This window comes from Lysinibacillus parviboronicapiens (genome assembly GCF_003049605.2).
Taxonomy (GTDB): Bacteria; Bacillota; Bacilli; order Bacillales_A; family Planococcaceae; genus Lysinibacillus; species Lysinibacillus parviboronicapiens.
The window spans coordinates 1,102,110-1,118,035 of record NZ_CP073713.1 but is presented as its reverse complement, the minus strand read 5'-3'; the positions used below and the strand labels follow the sequence as shown (position 1 = coordinate 1,118,035).

The following is a 15,926-nucleotide window of genomic DNA, read 5'->3' as shown; positions in this document are numbered from 1 at the left end:
CCTCTCCTTACACATTATTTTAGTAGTTAGTCTATGCGGATACGTGGATCAACAATGCTCATAATAATATCAGACAGTAGACTACCTAATAATGTTAAGAAGCCAAAAAGCATAACTAGCGCAGTAATAACGCTATAATCTCGACTCATTACTGAGCTGACAAACAAATTACCCATGCCCGGGAAACCGAAAATGGTTTCAATGAAGATAGCCCCGCCCAACAATCCGGTTATTGTAAACCCTAAAAATGCTGCAATGGGTAGCAACGAGTTACGGAAAATATGTCGAGTGTATACTTTACGCATAGGAATTCCTTTGCTACGCGCTGTTTTCACATAATCCTGAGTTTTTGAATCAATAATTTCGGAACGCAAATATTGAATAATGCTTGTTGTACCTAAGATAGCATACGTTATAGCCGGTAATAGCAAGTGATATATCTTATTCCAATAATATGCTGTTGTGCCTGGTTCAAGTCCTACATCGACGGTCCCACTGGTTGGGAACCACATGAGTCGATAACCAAAAATGAATAAGAAAATTAGTGATAAAACGAATGTAGGAATGGCATAGCTGATAAAACTGTATAGTATAATGGATTTATCTAAAAATGATTCTTGGTAGCGTCCAGCCAGCATCCCTAGTGGAATTGCAATCAAATATACAAGGATTGCACTGAGTAGAGATAGCCAAAAAGTATTTAAGCCACGTTCACCAATCAATGTGGACACCGCAATTTTATATGTATAGCTCTGTCCAAAATCTCCTTGTAGCGCATTCGTGATCCAATGGTAGTATTGAACATACCAAGGGTCATAGAAACCAGCTTGTATACGTAATTCCTCAATTCTTGAAGGATCTGTCTCAGGTGTAATAAGACCTGTAAACGGATCTCCTGGCATTTGCTTCGCCAAAATAAAAATAAAGAGACTTAACACAAACATTTGTGGAATCATCATCAACACACGTCTTAAAATTGTTTTCCACATACTATAAACCCTCCTGTTCAATCTCAGACATTGCTACTCTATGTGTTTCTGAGATAGATTTTAAGGGGTATACTTTCCCGTGCTCATCATAATATTTATGTTGTTCTTCATGATACTTCACTTCGACATCTTGGCGTTGTATTTTTCGCTCCATGCGAGTCTCAGGTTCAATATTCGGAATAGCTGACAATAAGCGATTTGTATAAATATGCTGTGGGTTCACGTAAATATCATTTCTAGTACCCGTTTCGACAAAGCGTCCCTTATACATAATAGATATGTGATCACACATATGTTTAACAACGCCTAAATCATGCGAAATGAATAAATAGCTAAGTCCAAATTCACTTTGAATATCTTTCATAAAATTAAGTACCTGTGCTTGTACTGACAAATCGAGTGCTGATACAGGCTCATCAGCAATAATCATTTTGGGATTACATGCAACAGCACGCGCAATACCAAGTCGCTGCTTTTGACCTCCAGAAAATTCATGAGGATATTTCAAAAGTACGTCCTCTGACATACCAACAATCGCTAATAGTTCTTTAATCCGCTTGCGCTCCTCCTGGTCGCTAAGCTTCATAAAGTTTCGAATTGGCTCGGCTAATATATCAAGTACCCGCTTTCTAGGATTCATGCTTGAATGAGAATCTTGGAAAATCATTTGGATATCTCGGTTATACGCTGAATTACGTTTTCGGCGCTGATTCGTTACGTTGTCTCCTTCATAGATGATTTGACCCGATGTTACTTTTTCTAAACCGATAATTGCCTTACCAGTTGTAGACTTACCAGAGCCCGATTCACCCACTAATCCATAAGTTTTTCCTTTTTCAAATTCCATCGTAACACCATCAACTGCATATACTTTATCGGTAATTGTATTAAAAAAACCCCCACGTATTGGATAATGTACGTTCAAATCTTTAATTTGCATAAAACTCATACAGTCCCGCCTCCTTCTTCACCTTCGAAATGAAAGTGTTTCCAGCAGGTACATCTAACAAAATGTCCTGGTGCAATTTCATGTAATTGTGGTTTTTTTTCATGTAAAGATTCATTAATCCATGGAATACGAGCTGAAAATCGACACCCTTCACGCGGCAAATTCATGAGTGATGGTACCATACCATGAATAACCTCTAGCTTGTCATTTTCATCATGCGTTTGCGGAATAGAATTTAAAAGCGAACGTGTATAAGGATGTTTAGCATTTCTAAACAACTCTTGGACAGGCGCTTCTTCAATTACTTGTCCTGCATACATCACAGCTACTCGGTCTGCCACTTCTGCTACCACACCCAAATCGTGGGTAATTAAGATAATACCTGCTTCTGTTTCGGACTGTAACGATTTTAATAAGTCTAATATTTGAGCTTGTATCGTCACGTCTAGAGCTGTCGTCGGTTCATCTGCAATAATGATCGACGGCTTACCAGATAATGCAATAGCAATCATGACTCGCTGTCGCATCCCGCCGGACAATTGATGTGGAAATTGTCTTGCTACTCGATTCGGATTAGAAATGCCCACTTGATTTAGAAGCTCTAATACACGCTCTTCACGTTGTTGTTTTGTTAGCTTTGTGTGATAAAGAAGACCTTCAGCAATTTGTTCACCAATACGCATTAATGGGTTTAAAGCCGAGAGTGGATCTTGGAAAATGAATCCGATATCATTACCACGTAAACGATTAAACTGTTCTTCACTTAATTGTGTTAAATTTTGATTATTATAAAGAATTTCTCCCGTAACTTTTGTATTGATTTCATTGTGCAAACCTACAATCGTCGTTGCTAATGTACTTTTACCACATCCAGATTCACCAACAATTGCTAAAACTTCATTTTTTCGAAGCGACAGCGAGACTTCTTCTACAGCAGCGTGATATTCGTCTTTAATACGAAAACTCGTAGTTAAATTTCTAATTGTTAATAAGTCCTTCGCTGTATTCAAACAACCTCTCCCCCTATTTCAATATTCTGAAAAATAATTACGTGTAGTCCTAATCTTATTTTAGAATTATATTAGCAAAAAAAATTATTAACCTCCTTTATTGTATTTGTTAACAAATTAATAATCTCTTTATTGCTCTTAATGTAAAAATAGCCATTTAATTACTGAAAGAATTATCTGACAATTAATTGTAGTTTTATTTTATCTAGAAATAATGCATTAAATCAAGTATATTTTTCAAATTATTACAATAAAAAATAAAATCCTACCATACATCTATTTAAAAAGAATTTCTAATTTTATATTAAAATGCTGTTAATTTTTTATCTTCATTTTTATTACTTTTCTAAAATGATAATATTTTGTTATTTTAAAATAATAAAAAACAAAGTAAATAACTAAAATTTTCAGTACAATTAGTTACCTTCTTACTATACCCATCATTATTTTGTGTATTTAAAAGTGTAAAAACTAATATTTCTATATTTACTAATAGTTCGATTTGCAAGCAATTGTTATTAATATATAATTTACTCAATTAATGTGTTACTAATTCAAATCATATTTTTCTACTCTATGAAAATTTTTACTTATTAATTAATCATACATACTTCTCCTCTCATTTATTTTATGCGTTTGCACAATATTTATTCCAAAAATTTCTATAAAAATATGTAATGGCTACATATATATAATTTCTTCAATAACTTATGAAGGTTTTAATAATTGAAATTGAATTTCTTTAATTTATTTATGAAATAAGAAATTAGAGCATGGAAAATTAAAATCTCTTCCCTAATCTATGATAATTCAAAATAAGGGGGCTATCATTTTGATTAAAAGGTTCTCACTGAGGTAGAATCAAAATATACCCAATAAAAGGGAGTGAAAAATGTGGTCAATATTATAGATACTTGGTTTACTGTAAAAGAAATTGACAAAAATACATTTGCAATAAGTGAATATGGGCATTGGGAAAAAGTCCATTCATTTTTGTTAATTGGAGAAGAGAAGTCAGTTTTAATTGATACTGGATTAGGCATTGATAATATAAAAAGGATTAGCAATCAATTAACATCATTGCCTATAATCGTCCTAACGACACATGTTCATTGGGATCATATTGGTAGTCATGGGGAGTTTGAAAATATTTATGTGCACCAAGAAGAAGTAGATTGGCTGAGAAATGGTATAAAAAAATTATCTATTACGCAAATAAGAAAAGATATAAGTCGCGATATTACACTACCAACTCCTGAAACATTTAAACCGGAAACATATCTACCATTTCAAGGACACCCCACAGGTATCTTACAGGATGGGGATATGATTGATATTGGAGACAGAAAATTAACGATCTTTCATACGCCCGGACACTCGCCAGGGCATATTTCTATTTGGGATAGAAAAAATGGCTATTTATTTACTGGTGATTTACTTTACGATAAAACACCTATTTATGCATTTTTTCCAACAACTAATCCAGTTGATTTAGTTAATTCCTTAGAAAAAATATCGAATATTCCGAATATAACTCGCGTATTTGGCTCACATAATACATTGGGACTTGATTCTGCCATTTTAATAGAAGTAAAAAATGCAGTTGAAACATTAAGAAAGAATGACCTTGTTAAATTTGGGACAGGAATTCATAAATTTAAAGGATTCAGTGTACAGTTTTAATGAAAATTTTTAAACTGTGTTGAAGCGAGGACGATTCGTTCATAACTACAAAAGCGTGGTACAAAAACAACTGTTTTCGTACCACGCTTTATTAAGCAATTTTTATTCACTTATTTGCTGTAATTTATTTCTCCATCCAAAACTATCTGATATTTTAATTCTTAAATAGAGAATCAGGTTTCAGGTTTATAGTTCCCCTGCTTTTAATTTCGCGTGCCAGTCTTTTAAGAATGGAATATCTTCTTCTTTAATAGCGCCTGATTCGTTTGCTGCTTCAATTAAATAATCGAAGTTTGTTAATGATACATATTGAATCCCTGCTTCATCAAAGGCTTGCTCAGCACGTGGTAGATTGTAAGTGTAGACACAAACAACGCCTAATACTTCACAACCTGCTGCACGTAAAGCTTCAACTGCTGTAATCGAGGAACCACCTGTCGAAACAATATCTTCGACAACTATAACTTTTTGACCTGCAGCGTATTTACCTTCGATTTGGTTGCCACGACCATGCTCCTTTGCTTTAGAGCGCACGTAGACCATTGGCAAGTCTAAAATATCACTTACCCATGCTGCATGTGGGATACCAGCTGTTGCTGTGCCCGCTACAACTTCTGTTCCTGCAAAATTTTCTTTAATTAGCGATGCAAGACCATTTGCTAACTGCTTGCGGATGACAGGATCAGAGATTGTAAGACGTGTATCACAGTAAATCGGTGATTTAATGCCTGATGCCCATGTGAATAACTCTGTTGGATTTAATTCGACCGCGCCTACCTTTAACATGGCGTGTGCGATTTCGTTTTGTAATGTTGTCATATTTATGCCTCCCATAATTCGCTTACGATTTTATATGCTGCCACTGGATCTTGTGCCCCTGTTACGGCACGACCGACTACGATTAATGATGATCCATCATGTTTTGCACCATCTGGTGTAGCGATGCGTTTTTGATCATGGGCATCACCACCTGCTAAACGAATACCAGGTGTAACACGTAAGAAATTTTCACCACAAGTTTCTGCAATCGCTTTTGCTTCATGCACCGAGCAGACAACGCCATTTAAACCAGCTTGTTGCGTCAATCTTGCATAGTGTAATACGGATTCCTGTAGTGATAAAGCAATTTTTTGCTCTGTCTGCATTTGCTCTTCAGTTGTCGATGTAAGTTGTGTTACTGCAATTAATGCCGCGCGTTCACGTCCTACAGGTGTACCCGCTTCAAGACCTTCAATGGCAGCTTCCATCATGGGACGCCCACCTGCAGCATGGACATTTACTAAATTTACACCTAGTTTCGCTAAACCCTTCATCGCAGAGCCAACTGTGTTTGGAATATCATGGAGCTTTAAATCCAAGAAAATATCATGTCCTAATTCCTTCACTTTTCGCACAATATCTGGACCTTCCTGCATATATAATTCCATGCCAATTTTCACGAAAAGTGGCTCATTAAAATGTTTTAAAAACTTGAAAACTTCTGCTTCCCCTGGAAAATCAAGTGCAAGTATTGGTTTGTTATTCATTAACGGTGGCTCCTTCCGATAATATCTGAAATATGCTCTACACCCAATGCGTCAAGTTTTGCTGGTAATTCCTCAATAATGTTCGGGCATACGAAATGATCTACAAAGTTAGCTGTCCCAACTGCAACTGCCGCTGCTCCTGCTGACATAAAATCAATGACATCCTGTGCTTCGCTGACGCCACCCATGCCAATGATTGGAATATTGACTGCTTTATATACTTCATAAACCATACGAATAGCAACTGGCTTCACTGCTGGACCTGATAAACCGCCTGTACCATTTGCAATTACAGGCTTTCCTGTTCGTTCATGTAGTCTCATACCAATTAGTGTGTTAATCATTGTAATACCATCTGCACCGCCTGCTTCAACTGCCTTCGCAATATCTACAATATTCGTAACGTTGGGCGATAATTTTACGTAGACAGGTACTTCAGATACGGCCTTCACCGCAGCCACAAGCTCACGTGCTGTTTGCGGATCGGTCCCGAATTGAATACCTCCACATTTCACATTTGGGCAGGAAATATTAAGCTCAAGCGCTTTGACATTTGGCGCAGCTGAAATACGGCGTGCCACTTCCACATAATCTGCGGTTTCAGTACCAGCTACATTCGCAATAATAGGTACATCATAGCCCTCTAAAAATTTTAATTCTTCATTCATTACTTTATCAATACCTGGGTTTTGTAAGCCAATTGCATTAAGCATACCTGCTGCTGTTTCCGCTACACGCGGTGTAGGATTGCCTGGTCGCGTTTCTACTGTTGTTGCTTTAATCATAATAGCGCCAAGCTTTGATAAATCATAAAGTTGAGCATATTCACGCCCGAAGCCGAAGCACCCTGACGCTGGCATAATTGGATTTTTTAAATCTAAGCCTGGTAACTGGATATTTAAACGACTCATAATGCCACCGTACCTTTCGGGAAAACTGGACCGTCAGAACATACTTTGACATAGTCTTTTTCAATTTGATTTGTTGTTTTACATACACATGCGAAGCAAGCACCAATACCACAGCCCATACGCTCTTCAAATGATAAATAGCCTTCTTTTTCAGGGTAGAAACCTTCTAATGCTTTTAACATAGGTAGCGGACCACAAGAATAAAATACATCAAATTCAGGTGCACGTGACTCTAACACAGTTGTGACAAAGCCTTTTGTACCTTTCGAGCCATCCACTGTCACATAGTGTGTTTCACCTAGTGCTGTGAATTCCTCCTCATAGAAACAAACATCCTCCGTTTGGAAACCTAACACATGAATTGTTTTGACACCGCGCGCATTTAGTTGTTTTGACAGCTCATGTAATGGAGGTACACCGATACCACCACCAACTAACAGTGCCGTGCCACCTTCTTTCACCGCATCTACAGGGAAGCCATTCCCAATCGGTCCAAGTACATTTACTAGCTGTCCTTCACGGTTTGTCGCTAAAACTTTAGTGCCGCGACCTTCCGCACGATAAATCATTGTAAATTCACTGCTGTCTTTGTCTATGTTAGCAATACTGATTGGTCGACGTAAAAGCGGCTCCAATGAATCAGACACCTTTACATGGACAAACTGGCCAGGAGTCATATCCTGCACCAGTTCTCCATGAAGGGTCAATTCGAAAATGTTTGTCGCAATTTGCTTTTGAGAGACGACCGTCATTTTCTCTTGACGAATCATATTAGTGTACTACCTCCGCTTTTGGCATTTGTTCTGCTGTGAATGTCATCGATTCGATAACACGCAGCATTGCTTCTGCTGTATCGAGTGAAGTTAAGCAAGGTACGCCGTTTTCTACAGACTCACGACGGATACGGAAGCCATCACGGGCAGGTTGCTTACCTTTTGTTAATGTGTTTACGACTAACTGTGCTTCACCATTTTGAATTAAATCTAGTAAAGTTTGTCCTTTTGCACCGATTTTACCAACTACATCCGTACGCACACCAGCTGCTTCAAAGCTTAGTGCTGTACCTTCTGTTGCCACGATGCGGTAACCTACTGTTGAGAAACGTTTTGCCAGTGCAATTGCTTCATCTTTATCTTTGTCGGACACTGTGAATAACACGGTGCCTTCTGTACGAATCTCCATACCAGCAGCAACTAAGCCTTTATAAAGAGCTTTTTCTAATGTTGCATCTTTGCCCATTACTTCCCCTGTTGATTTCATTTCAGGGCCTAATGTAATGTCAACGCGGCGTAATTTTGCGAATGAGAATACTGGTACTTTCACAAATACACCTTTTTGCTCAGCCGCTAAGCCTGTTGGGTAGCCTTGTTCCACGATGGATTTACCAAGAATCGCTTTAGTGGCAATATTGGCCATTGGAATATTTGTAATTTTACTTAAGAATGGGACTGTACGAGATGAACGTGGGTTAACCTCGATTACGAACACTTCCCCTTGTGAAATGACATATTGTATATTCATTAAACCTACAATGCCCAGACCTTTAGCTAGACGTGTTGTATAATCCACTAATGTATCTTTTTGTGCCTGTGTTAATTTTTGTGGTGGATAGACAGAAATCGAGTCACCCGAGTGAACCCCTGCACGTTCGATATGCTCCATAATCCCCGGAATTAACACATTTTCACCGTCGCAAATTGCATCAACTTCGATTTCATTCCCTGTTAAATAACGGTCTACAAGTACAGGATGATCTGGAGATGCTTCTACTGCATTTTCCATATAGTGTTGAAGTTCTTCTTCGTTATAAACAATTTCCATTGCACGTCCACCAAGTACATAAGAAGGACGAACAAGTACTGGGAAGCCAATTTCCTTGCCAATCACAAGCGCTTCCTCAGCTGAAGTAGCTGTTTTACCAAGCGGCTGTGGAATGCCAATTTCATGTAATGCTTGCTCGAACTTATCACGGTTTTCAGCACGATCGATGTCTTGTAAAGTTGTACCTAAAATTTTCACACCGTTTTCTTCTAACTTGTCAGCAAGATTAATTGCTGTTTGACCACCGAACTGCACGACAACCCCAATTGGTTGCTCAAGATCAATGATGTGCATTACGTCTTCGATTGTTAATGGCTCGAAGTATAACTTATCTGAAATCGAGAAGTCCGTTGATACGGTTTCTGGGTTTGAATTGATAATAATAGCTTCGTAACCAGCTTCCTGAATTGCCCATACAGAGTGTACTGTTGCATAGTCGAACTCTACCCCTTGCCCAATACGGATTGGACCTGAACCAAGAACGATTACTGATGGCTTATCAGATTTGATAGATTCATTTTCTTCTTCGTATGTGCCGTAGAAGTATGGTGTTTCCGATTCGAATTCTGCTGCACATGTATCAACCATTTTGTAGACAGGAATTATGCCGTTTTCTTTACGATAAGCGTAAATAGTTGCTTCATTTGTATCCCAAAGTTCCGCGACTTTTTTGTCCGCAAAGCCAAGACGTTTTGCTGTGCGTAATACCTCTTTATCGTTTTTATGGTCAGCAAGTGTTTGCTCCATATCTACGATGTTCTTGAATTTATTTAAGAAGAATAAGTCAATGGCAGACCATTCATGAATTTGCTCGATTGTCACACCACGACGAAGTGCTTCCCCAATGAAGAATAAACGCTCATCACCTGCTTTACGGATACGTTTTTCAATCCAAGAATCCGAATTGTCTTCTGCGTGTTTCAGCTCTAAATGTACTTGACCTGTTTCAAGAGAACGAACTGCTTTCAGCATCGCTTCCTCAAATGTACGGCCTAGTGCCATTACTTCGCCAGTTGCTTTCATTTGCGTACCTAGATTACGTTTTGCTGATTCAAATTTATCGAATGGCCAGCGTGGAATTTTCGCTACGATGTAATCAAGTGCTGGTTCAAAACAAGCGTAAGTCGAACCTGTTACAGGGTTTTTAATTTCATCTAATGTTAGGCCAACAGCAATTTTTGCCGCAAGTTTGGCGATTGGGTAACCTGTTGCTTTTGACGCTAATGCCGAAGATCGTGATACACGTGGGTTTACTTCAATTACATAGTAATTAAAGCTATATGGATCAAGAGCTAACTGTACGTTACAACCACCTTCGATTTTCAATGCACGAATAATATCTAGTGAAATATTACGTAGCATTTGGTTTTCACGGTCTGATAATGTTTGTGTCGGTGCCACTACGATAGAGTCACCTGTATGAATACCCACTGGGTCAACGTTTTCCATGTTACATACGACGATGGCATTATCCGAAGCATCACGCATTACTTCATATTCAATCTCTTTATAGCCAGCGATTGATTTTTCCAGTAAACATTGTGTTACTGGAGAATATTTCAATCCTGATGTTACAATTTCCTCTAGGTCTTGGTCATTGTAGCAAATACCGCCACCTGTACCGCCAAGTGTAAATGCCGGACGTACGATTACTGGGTAGCCAATGCGCGCTACTAATGCTTTTGCTTCTGTCATGTTATGGATAATGTCTGACTCAGGTACTGGAGCACCAAGTTCATACATTAAGTTACGGAATAAATCACGGTCTTCTGCTTTATGAATGGCATCTAATTTTGTTCCTAAAATTTCGATGTTCAATTCGTTTAAAATACCCGATTCGTCTAACTCGATGGCCATGTTTAGACCTGTTTGACCACCAAGCGTTGGCAGGATTGCATCTGGACGTTCTTTACGTAAAATACGTGATACGAATTCAAGTGTAATTGGCTCGATGTATACTTTGTCTGCAATTTCAGTATCTGTCATGATTGTCGCAGGATTTGAGTTAATTAAAATAACACGGTAGCCTTCTTCTTTTAATGACAGACAAGCTTGTGTTCCAGCGTAGTCAAATTCTGCTGCTTGTCCGATTACGATTGGGCCTGACCCGATTACTAAAATAGTTTCTATATCTGTACGTTTAGGCATGTTGTTTCCCCTTCCCTGCTTCTACTTCCATCATTTCGATAAATTCATCAAATAAGTGATTTGAATCTTCTGGACCTGGTGATGCTTCTGGGTGATATTGCACTGTGAAGATTGGGTATTTCTTATGGCGAACCCCTTCACAAGTACCATCATTTAATGCGATATGTGTTAATTCTAAATCTGTGTCTTTTAAAGAATCGATGTCGACTGCATAGCCGTGATTTTGCGATGTTAAATCTGTACGTCCTGTACGTAAATCTTTTACTGGATGGTTACCTCCGCGGTGACCGAATGGTAATTTGAATGACTTCGCACCACTTGCTAATGAGAAGATTTGGTGACCTAGGCAAATACCGAACATTGGCACTTTTCCGATTAAATTGCGCACTGTTTCGATGCCTTCTTCAACATCCTCTGGGTTACCAGGGCCGTTTGACAGCATAATACCATCTGGATGCCATGCTAAAATTTCTTCTGCTGGTGTATTGTAAGGTACAACAAGTACGTCACAGTCGCGTTTATTTAACTCACGCAGAATACCGTGCTTCATTCCATAGTCGATTAACACAACACGCTTGCCACGACCTGGTGATGGATAAGCAGCTTTTGGTGTAACTTCACGAACATGATGTGTAATCGCTGGTGTAGCTTGAAGCTTTGCTACGATTTCCTCAACATTTACTTCTTCGTCCGCCGCAGTCAAAATAGCTTTTACTGAACCTTTGTTACGAATAATACGTGTTAATTTACGTGTGTCGATGCCTTCAATCCCAGGAATATCCTTTGATGTTAAGTACTCATCTACAGTTAAATCACATCGGAAGTTTGAGGGTGTTTTTGCTAACTCACGTACAACGAATCCGCGAATTGCTGGTGTAATCGATTCGAAATCATCACGGTTGATACCGTAGTTACCGATTAATGGGTATGTTAACGTTACAATTTGTCCGTAGAACGAAGGATCTGAAATTGTTTCCTGATAACCTGTCATGCCTGTCGTGAACACAACCTCTCCTTGTGAAGCGCGCTCACTACCGAACGCTGTACCTGTGAATACTGTGCCATCTTCTAAAATAAGTAAACGTTTTTTCATTACTCTGCCTCCTGGTATACGATATTACCTTCAAAAATTGTTACAACCGGCCAACCCTTAGCCGCCCAGCCATTGAATGGTGTATTACGGCCTTTTGATACAAAACCTTCTGCATCAATTGTTTGTTCTTTCGTTAAATCAATTAAAATCATGTCTGCAGAAGCACCCACTTCTAATGTGCCATATGGTAAGTCAAAAATTTGTGCTGCCTTGACAGTCATCCAATCGATCAATTGCTTTAATGTCCACTTACCCGTTTCTACAAATTGTGTGTAGAGCAGTGGGAAAGCTGTTTCAAAACCTACAATACCAAATGGTGCACCCACCATGCCGCAGCATTTTTCTTCTACTGTATGTGGTGCATGATCTGTTGCGATGCAGTCAATCGTGCCATCTAGTAACGCTGCATGTAGGGAGTCTTTGTCATCTAGTCCACGTAATGGTGGGTTCATTTTCCAGTTTGCATCATCTGATGGGATGTCCATTTCTTCAAGTAATAAGTGATGCGGACAAACTTCTGCTGTTACGCGTATACCCGCTGCTTTTGCATCACGTACTGCGCGCACAGATTCCTTCGTTGATACATGACAGACGTGATAACGTGCACCTGCTGCTTCTGCAAGGAGAACGTCACGTGCAATTTGTACAGATTCACAAATCGACGGAATTCCTGGTAAACCTAGTTCAACATTGCGTTTTCCTTCATGCATAACGCCGTCATAAATCAGTGAGTTATCTTCACAGTGTGCCACTACGACCATATCGTGCTTTGCAGCCTCTTTCATTTGTTCATACATTGTCGAAGCTAGTTGGATGCCTACACCATCATCGGAAAATGCTACAGCGCCTTGAGCTTTTAACTCCTCAATGCTGGTACGAACTTCACCTGAAATATCCTTTGTTAAGGAACCATATGGTAATACGCGAATTATTGCGCTTTCCTTAATTAAGCCGTTAATTAGTTGCATATTTTCAACTGAATCAGGTACAGGCTTCGTATTTGGCATGGCACAGATTGTTGTGAAACCGCCCTTCGCTGCTGAAGCCGAGCCTGTTGCAATTGTTTCCTTATGTTCAAAACCTGGCTCTCGCAAATGTGTGTGAACATCGACAAATCCTGGTGCTACAACCAATCCATGTCCCTCGATGATTGTTGCGCCGTCTACATTTACATTTTGTCCTATTGCAGTAATTTGCCCATCAGCCATGGCGATATTTACTGTTTCAAGTTCGCCCTGTTCGTTTAACATTTGTACATTTCGAAGTACTTTTGCCATATTATTCTCTCTCCTTTAAAATGGTTTCAACAATTGCCATTCGAGTGAATACACCGTTGCGCACTTGATCAAAAATTCGAGAACGCTTGCACTCTACTAGCTCTGACACTATTTCTACATCGCGATTAACTGGTGCTGGATGCATAATAATCGCTCTATCTTTCATTTGTTTTTCACGTTCAATCGTTAAACCATACTTTTCATGATATTCTTCTTTTGAAAAGCTTTTGTTAACCTTATGACGCTCATGTTGTACACGAAGTAACATAATGACATCACTTATTTCGATTAAATCATCCCAAGAGTGGTGGGCTTTAAAGCTACCTGTCCATTCTTTTGGACATAGGAAGTGAACATTTGCTCCTAAACGCCGTAATGCAGTAGCATTTGATTTTGCAACGCGGCTATGTGAGATATCACCAGCAATCGTAATATTCAACCCTTCAAAAGATCCAAACTCTTTTTTTATTGTGTAAAGGTCAAGTAGTGATTGCGAGGGATGTTGGCCTGCGCCATCGCCTGCGTTAATAATCGCAACGTTAATGCCTTCAAGCAGTTCATTGTAATACTCATCCTCTTTTGCTCGAATGACCACTGCATCCATACCAATCATTTCCAATGTCTTTACTGTATCATACATTGTTTCTCCCTTTGTTACGCTGGAAAAGCTAGCATCAAACGGAATAACTGTACAGCCAACTTTGCGCTCTGCCATTTCAAAGCTCGTTTTCGTACGCGTACTTGGTTCAAAAAATAAGTTTGCTACGTTGTAGGTGCGAGATAACGATGATGCTTCTCCATTTTCAAAAGCATGCGCACGATTTAGGATATTGTTAATTTCTTCAGTTGTTAAATGTTCCATCGATAATAAGTCCTTCATCATGTACCTCCGTAAGGTTGTGTGTCATGAACGCCTATGTAGGACGTTCTTCATTATCCTACTCGCTGAATAACCTTCCAATTTGCCTCGGCGTATTTGAACCCACATCATAAATCTTCTTTGCATAATTAATGACTTTTTTAATTTACTTGGGTCCCTACGTTTTTGCGTAAAAATTATTCAGCAAGATGAATAATATAAAAGCCCCGCTGATGTCATCAACGAGGCATAAGGAGGCGTGACAAGTTAAAGTTAGAACGCATTCAAACTTTTACCTTGTCCACATCTTCCCCTTTTTTGCCTCTCTGGACAATTCATTAAAAGGTACTGCTTATTTAATTAATCATAGTTCGCAACTTCTTTATCTCGTCCCGGTAATGCTAGGTTTAAAATGACACCTATAATTGCGGCTAATGCCATACCTTCAATGGCGAAGGAATCAGTAAATTTAAGCGCCGCGCCGCCTATTCCGACTACTAAGATCACAGATGCAATAACCATGTTACGATTATTACCAAAGTCTACGTTGTTTTCAACAAGCATGCGTAGACCACTAGAAGCGATAATACCAAACAATAAGATTGAAATCCCACCAAGAACTGCTGTCGGTATTGTCGAAATTAATGCCATTGCTTTCCCGAAGAATGATACGACAATCGCAATGACTGCTGCCCCCATGATAACATATACGGAGTAAACACGAGTGATTGCTAACACACCAATATTTTCGCCGTATGTTGTTTTTGGTGGCCCACCGATAAAGGAACTTACTAACGTTCCTAAACCATCCCCTAAAATTGAGCGATGAAGACCAGGATCTTTTATATAATTACGGTTAACGACTTTCCCTAAAACTAACTGGTGCCCAATATGTTCAGAAATTGTCACGATAACAATCGGTACCATTGCAAGTAAAATTTTAGCTGTAATATTGAATTCATAGTCCACGCCAGGAATTAAGAAGTCCGGTAAAGCGAAAAATGCTGCTTCTTTTACTGGTGTGAAATCAATAATTCCGATGATGACTGAATAAATATATCCCACAATAAGTCCCATCAGGATTGGCATCGCACTTAAAATATTCTTGAAATATACTGTGAAAATAATGGCTGCAAATAATGTTACAAGCGCTGCTGTGAAGTGAAGGAAATTATATTCCCCGTCCACGTTCATCGCCATATTTACTGCTGTACCCGACAAGCCTAAACCAATTACGATTATAACTGGTGCTACTACGATCGGAGGCAGTAAGCGCATTAACCACTTATACCCTGTTTTCCATATTAATAAAGATACTATACCGTACACTAAGCCGACCGCCATTGCGCCTATCATCGCGTTTCCTGGACTTACACTTGCACCATCTTCAGTTAAACCATTAGCAGCAATTAAAATCGGTGAAATAAAGGCGAATGATGAACCTAAGTAAGCTGGTACTTTAAACTGCGTGACTAATAAGAATATAAGTGTTGCAATCCCACTTGTTAAAAGCGCAATTGCTGGGCTAAGTCCTACAAGTTGAGGTACTAAGATCGTTGACCCAAACATGGCAAACATATGCTGGAAACTTAATGTCACCAATTGTATGGGGGTTGGTTTATCATTAATATCTAATACTGCCTTTGACATATGGTTTCCT

General features: G+C 38.9%; 13 protein-coding genes. 1 reads left to right on the top strand and 12 read right to left on the bottom strand.

Going from position 1 to position 15,926, the window contains the following annotated elements; genetic code table 11:
• Positions 1-26: 26 nt before the first annotated feature.
• The 3 genes from opp4B to C9J31_RS05220 are packed head-to-tail and all read right to left on the bottom strand — an operon-like array spanning position 27 to position 2,948.
• Positions 27-989 carry an oligopeptide ABC transporter permease gene (gene opp4B / locus C9J31_RS05230; RefSeq protein ID WP_054767211.1) on the bottom strand — a complete coding sequence of 321 codons (963 nt, stop codon included), beginning with the start codon at positions 987-989 and terminating at the stop codon, positions 27-29.
• Between the two features lies 1 nt (position 990).
• Positions 991-1,938, bottom strand: a complete 948-nt coding sequence (locus C9J31_RS05225) for an ATP-binding cassette domain-containing protein (RefSeq protein ID WP_107923133.1) — start codon at positions 1,936-1,938, stop codon at positions 991-993.
• Positions 1,935-2,948, bottom strand: a complete 1,014-nt coding sequence (locus C9J31_RS05220; protein ID WP_054767114.1) for an ABC transporter ATP-binding protein — start codon at positions 2,946-2,948, stop codon at positions 1,935-1,937. The genes C9J31_RS05225 and C9J31_RS05220 overlap by 4 nt, the downstream gene beginning before the upstream one ends.
• Before the next feature lie 894 nt (positions 2,949-3,842).
• On the opposite strand from C9J31_RS05220, the gene C9J31_RS05215 reads away from it, so the two are divergent.
• On the top strand, positions 3,843-4,631 hold the full coding sequence (locus C9J31_RS05215) for an MBL fold metallo-hydrolase (protein ID WP_107947696.1): 789 nt from the start codon (positions 3,843-3,845) through the stop codon (positions 4,629-4,631).
• 186 nt (positions 4,632-4,817) lie between these two features.
• Here C9J31_RS05215 and pyrE read toward each other — a convergent pair whose 3' ends face one another.
• From pyrE to C9J31_RS05170, 9 genes are all read right to left on the bottom strand, one after another.
• Positions 4,818-5,450 carry an orotate phosphoribosyltransferase gene (gene pyrE / locus C9J31_RS05210; RefSeq protein ID WP_107947694.1) on the bottom strand — a complete coding sequence of 211 codons (633 nt, stop codon included), beginning with the start codon at positions 5,448-5,450 and terminating at the stop codon, positions 4,818-4,820.
• A 2-nt stretch (positions 5,451-5,452) separates the two neighbouring features.
• Positions 5,453-6,157: an orotidine-5'-phosphate decarboxylase gene (pyrF, locus tag C9J31_RS05205; protein ID WP_107947692.1), complete on the bottom strand. Its 705-nt coding sequence runs from the start codon at positions 6,155-6,157 to the stop codon at positions 5,453-5,455.
• Positions 6,157-7,068, bottom strand: a complete 912-nt coding sequence (locus C9J31_RS05200; protein ID WP_107923136.1) for a dihydroorotate dehydrogenase — start codon at positions 7,066-7,068, stop codon at positions 6,157-6,159. Before C9J31_RS05200 ends, pyrF begins: the two co-directional genes overlap by 1 nt.
• Positions 7,065-7,838 (bottom strand): dihydroorotate dehydrogenase electron transfer subunit, encoded by a 774-nt coding sequence (locus C9J31_RS05195; RefSeq protein WP_054767112.1) that lies wholly within the window; start codon positions 7,836-7,838, stop codon positions 7,065-7,067. Before C9J31_RS05195 ends, C9J31_RS05200 begins: the two co-directional genes overlap by 4 nt.
• A gap of 1 nt (position 7,839) precedes the next feature.
• A complete protein-coding gene (gene carB / locus C9J31_RS05190) occupies positions 7,840-11,037 on the bottom strand; it encodes a carbamoyl-phosphate synthase large subunit (RefSeq protein ID WP_107947690.1) in 3,198 nt (1,065 codons plus the stop codon).
• Positions 11,030-12,130: a carbamoyl phosphate synthase small subunit gene (locus tag C9J31_RS05185; RefSeq protein WP_107947688.1), complete on the bottom strand. Its 1,101-nt coding sequence runs from the start codon at positions 12,128-12,130 to the stop codon at positions 11,030-11,032. The genes carB and C9J31_RS05185 overlap by 8 nt, the downstream gene beginning before the upstream one ends.
• Positions 12,130-13,407 (bottom strand): dihydroorotase, encoded by a 1,278-nt coding sequence (locus tag C9J31_RS05180; RefSeq protein ID WP_107947687.1) that lies wholly within the window; start codon positions 13,405-13,407, stop codon positions 12,130-12,132. The genes C9J31_RS05185 and C9J31_RS05180 overlap by 1 nt, the downstream gene beginning before the upstream one ends.
• 1 nt (position 13,408) lies before the next feature.
• A complete protein-coding gene (locus tag C9J31_RS05175; RefSeq protein ID WP_107947685.1) occupies positions 13,409-14,287 on the bottom strand; it encodes an aspartate carbamoyltransferase catalytic subunit in 879 nt (292 codons plus the stop codon).
• 339 nt (positions 14,288-14,626) lie between these two features.
• The gene (locus C9J31_RS05170) at positions 14,627-15,916 is read right to left on the bottom strand and encodes a solute carrier family 23 protein (RefSeq protein ID WP_107947683.1); all 1,290 of its coding nucleotides are present in this window, start codon (positions 15,914-15,916) and stop codon (positions 14,627-14,629) included.
• Positions 15,917-15,926: the final 10 nt, after the last annotated feature.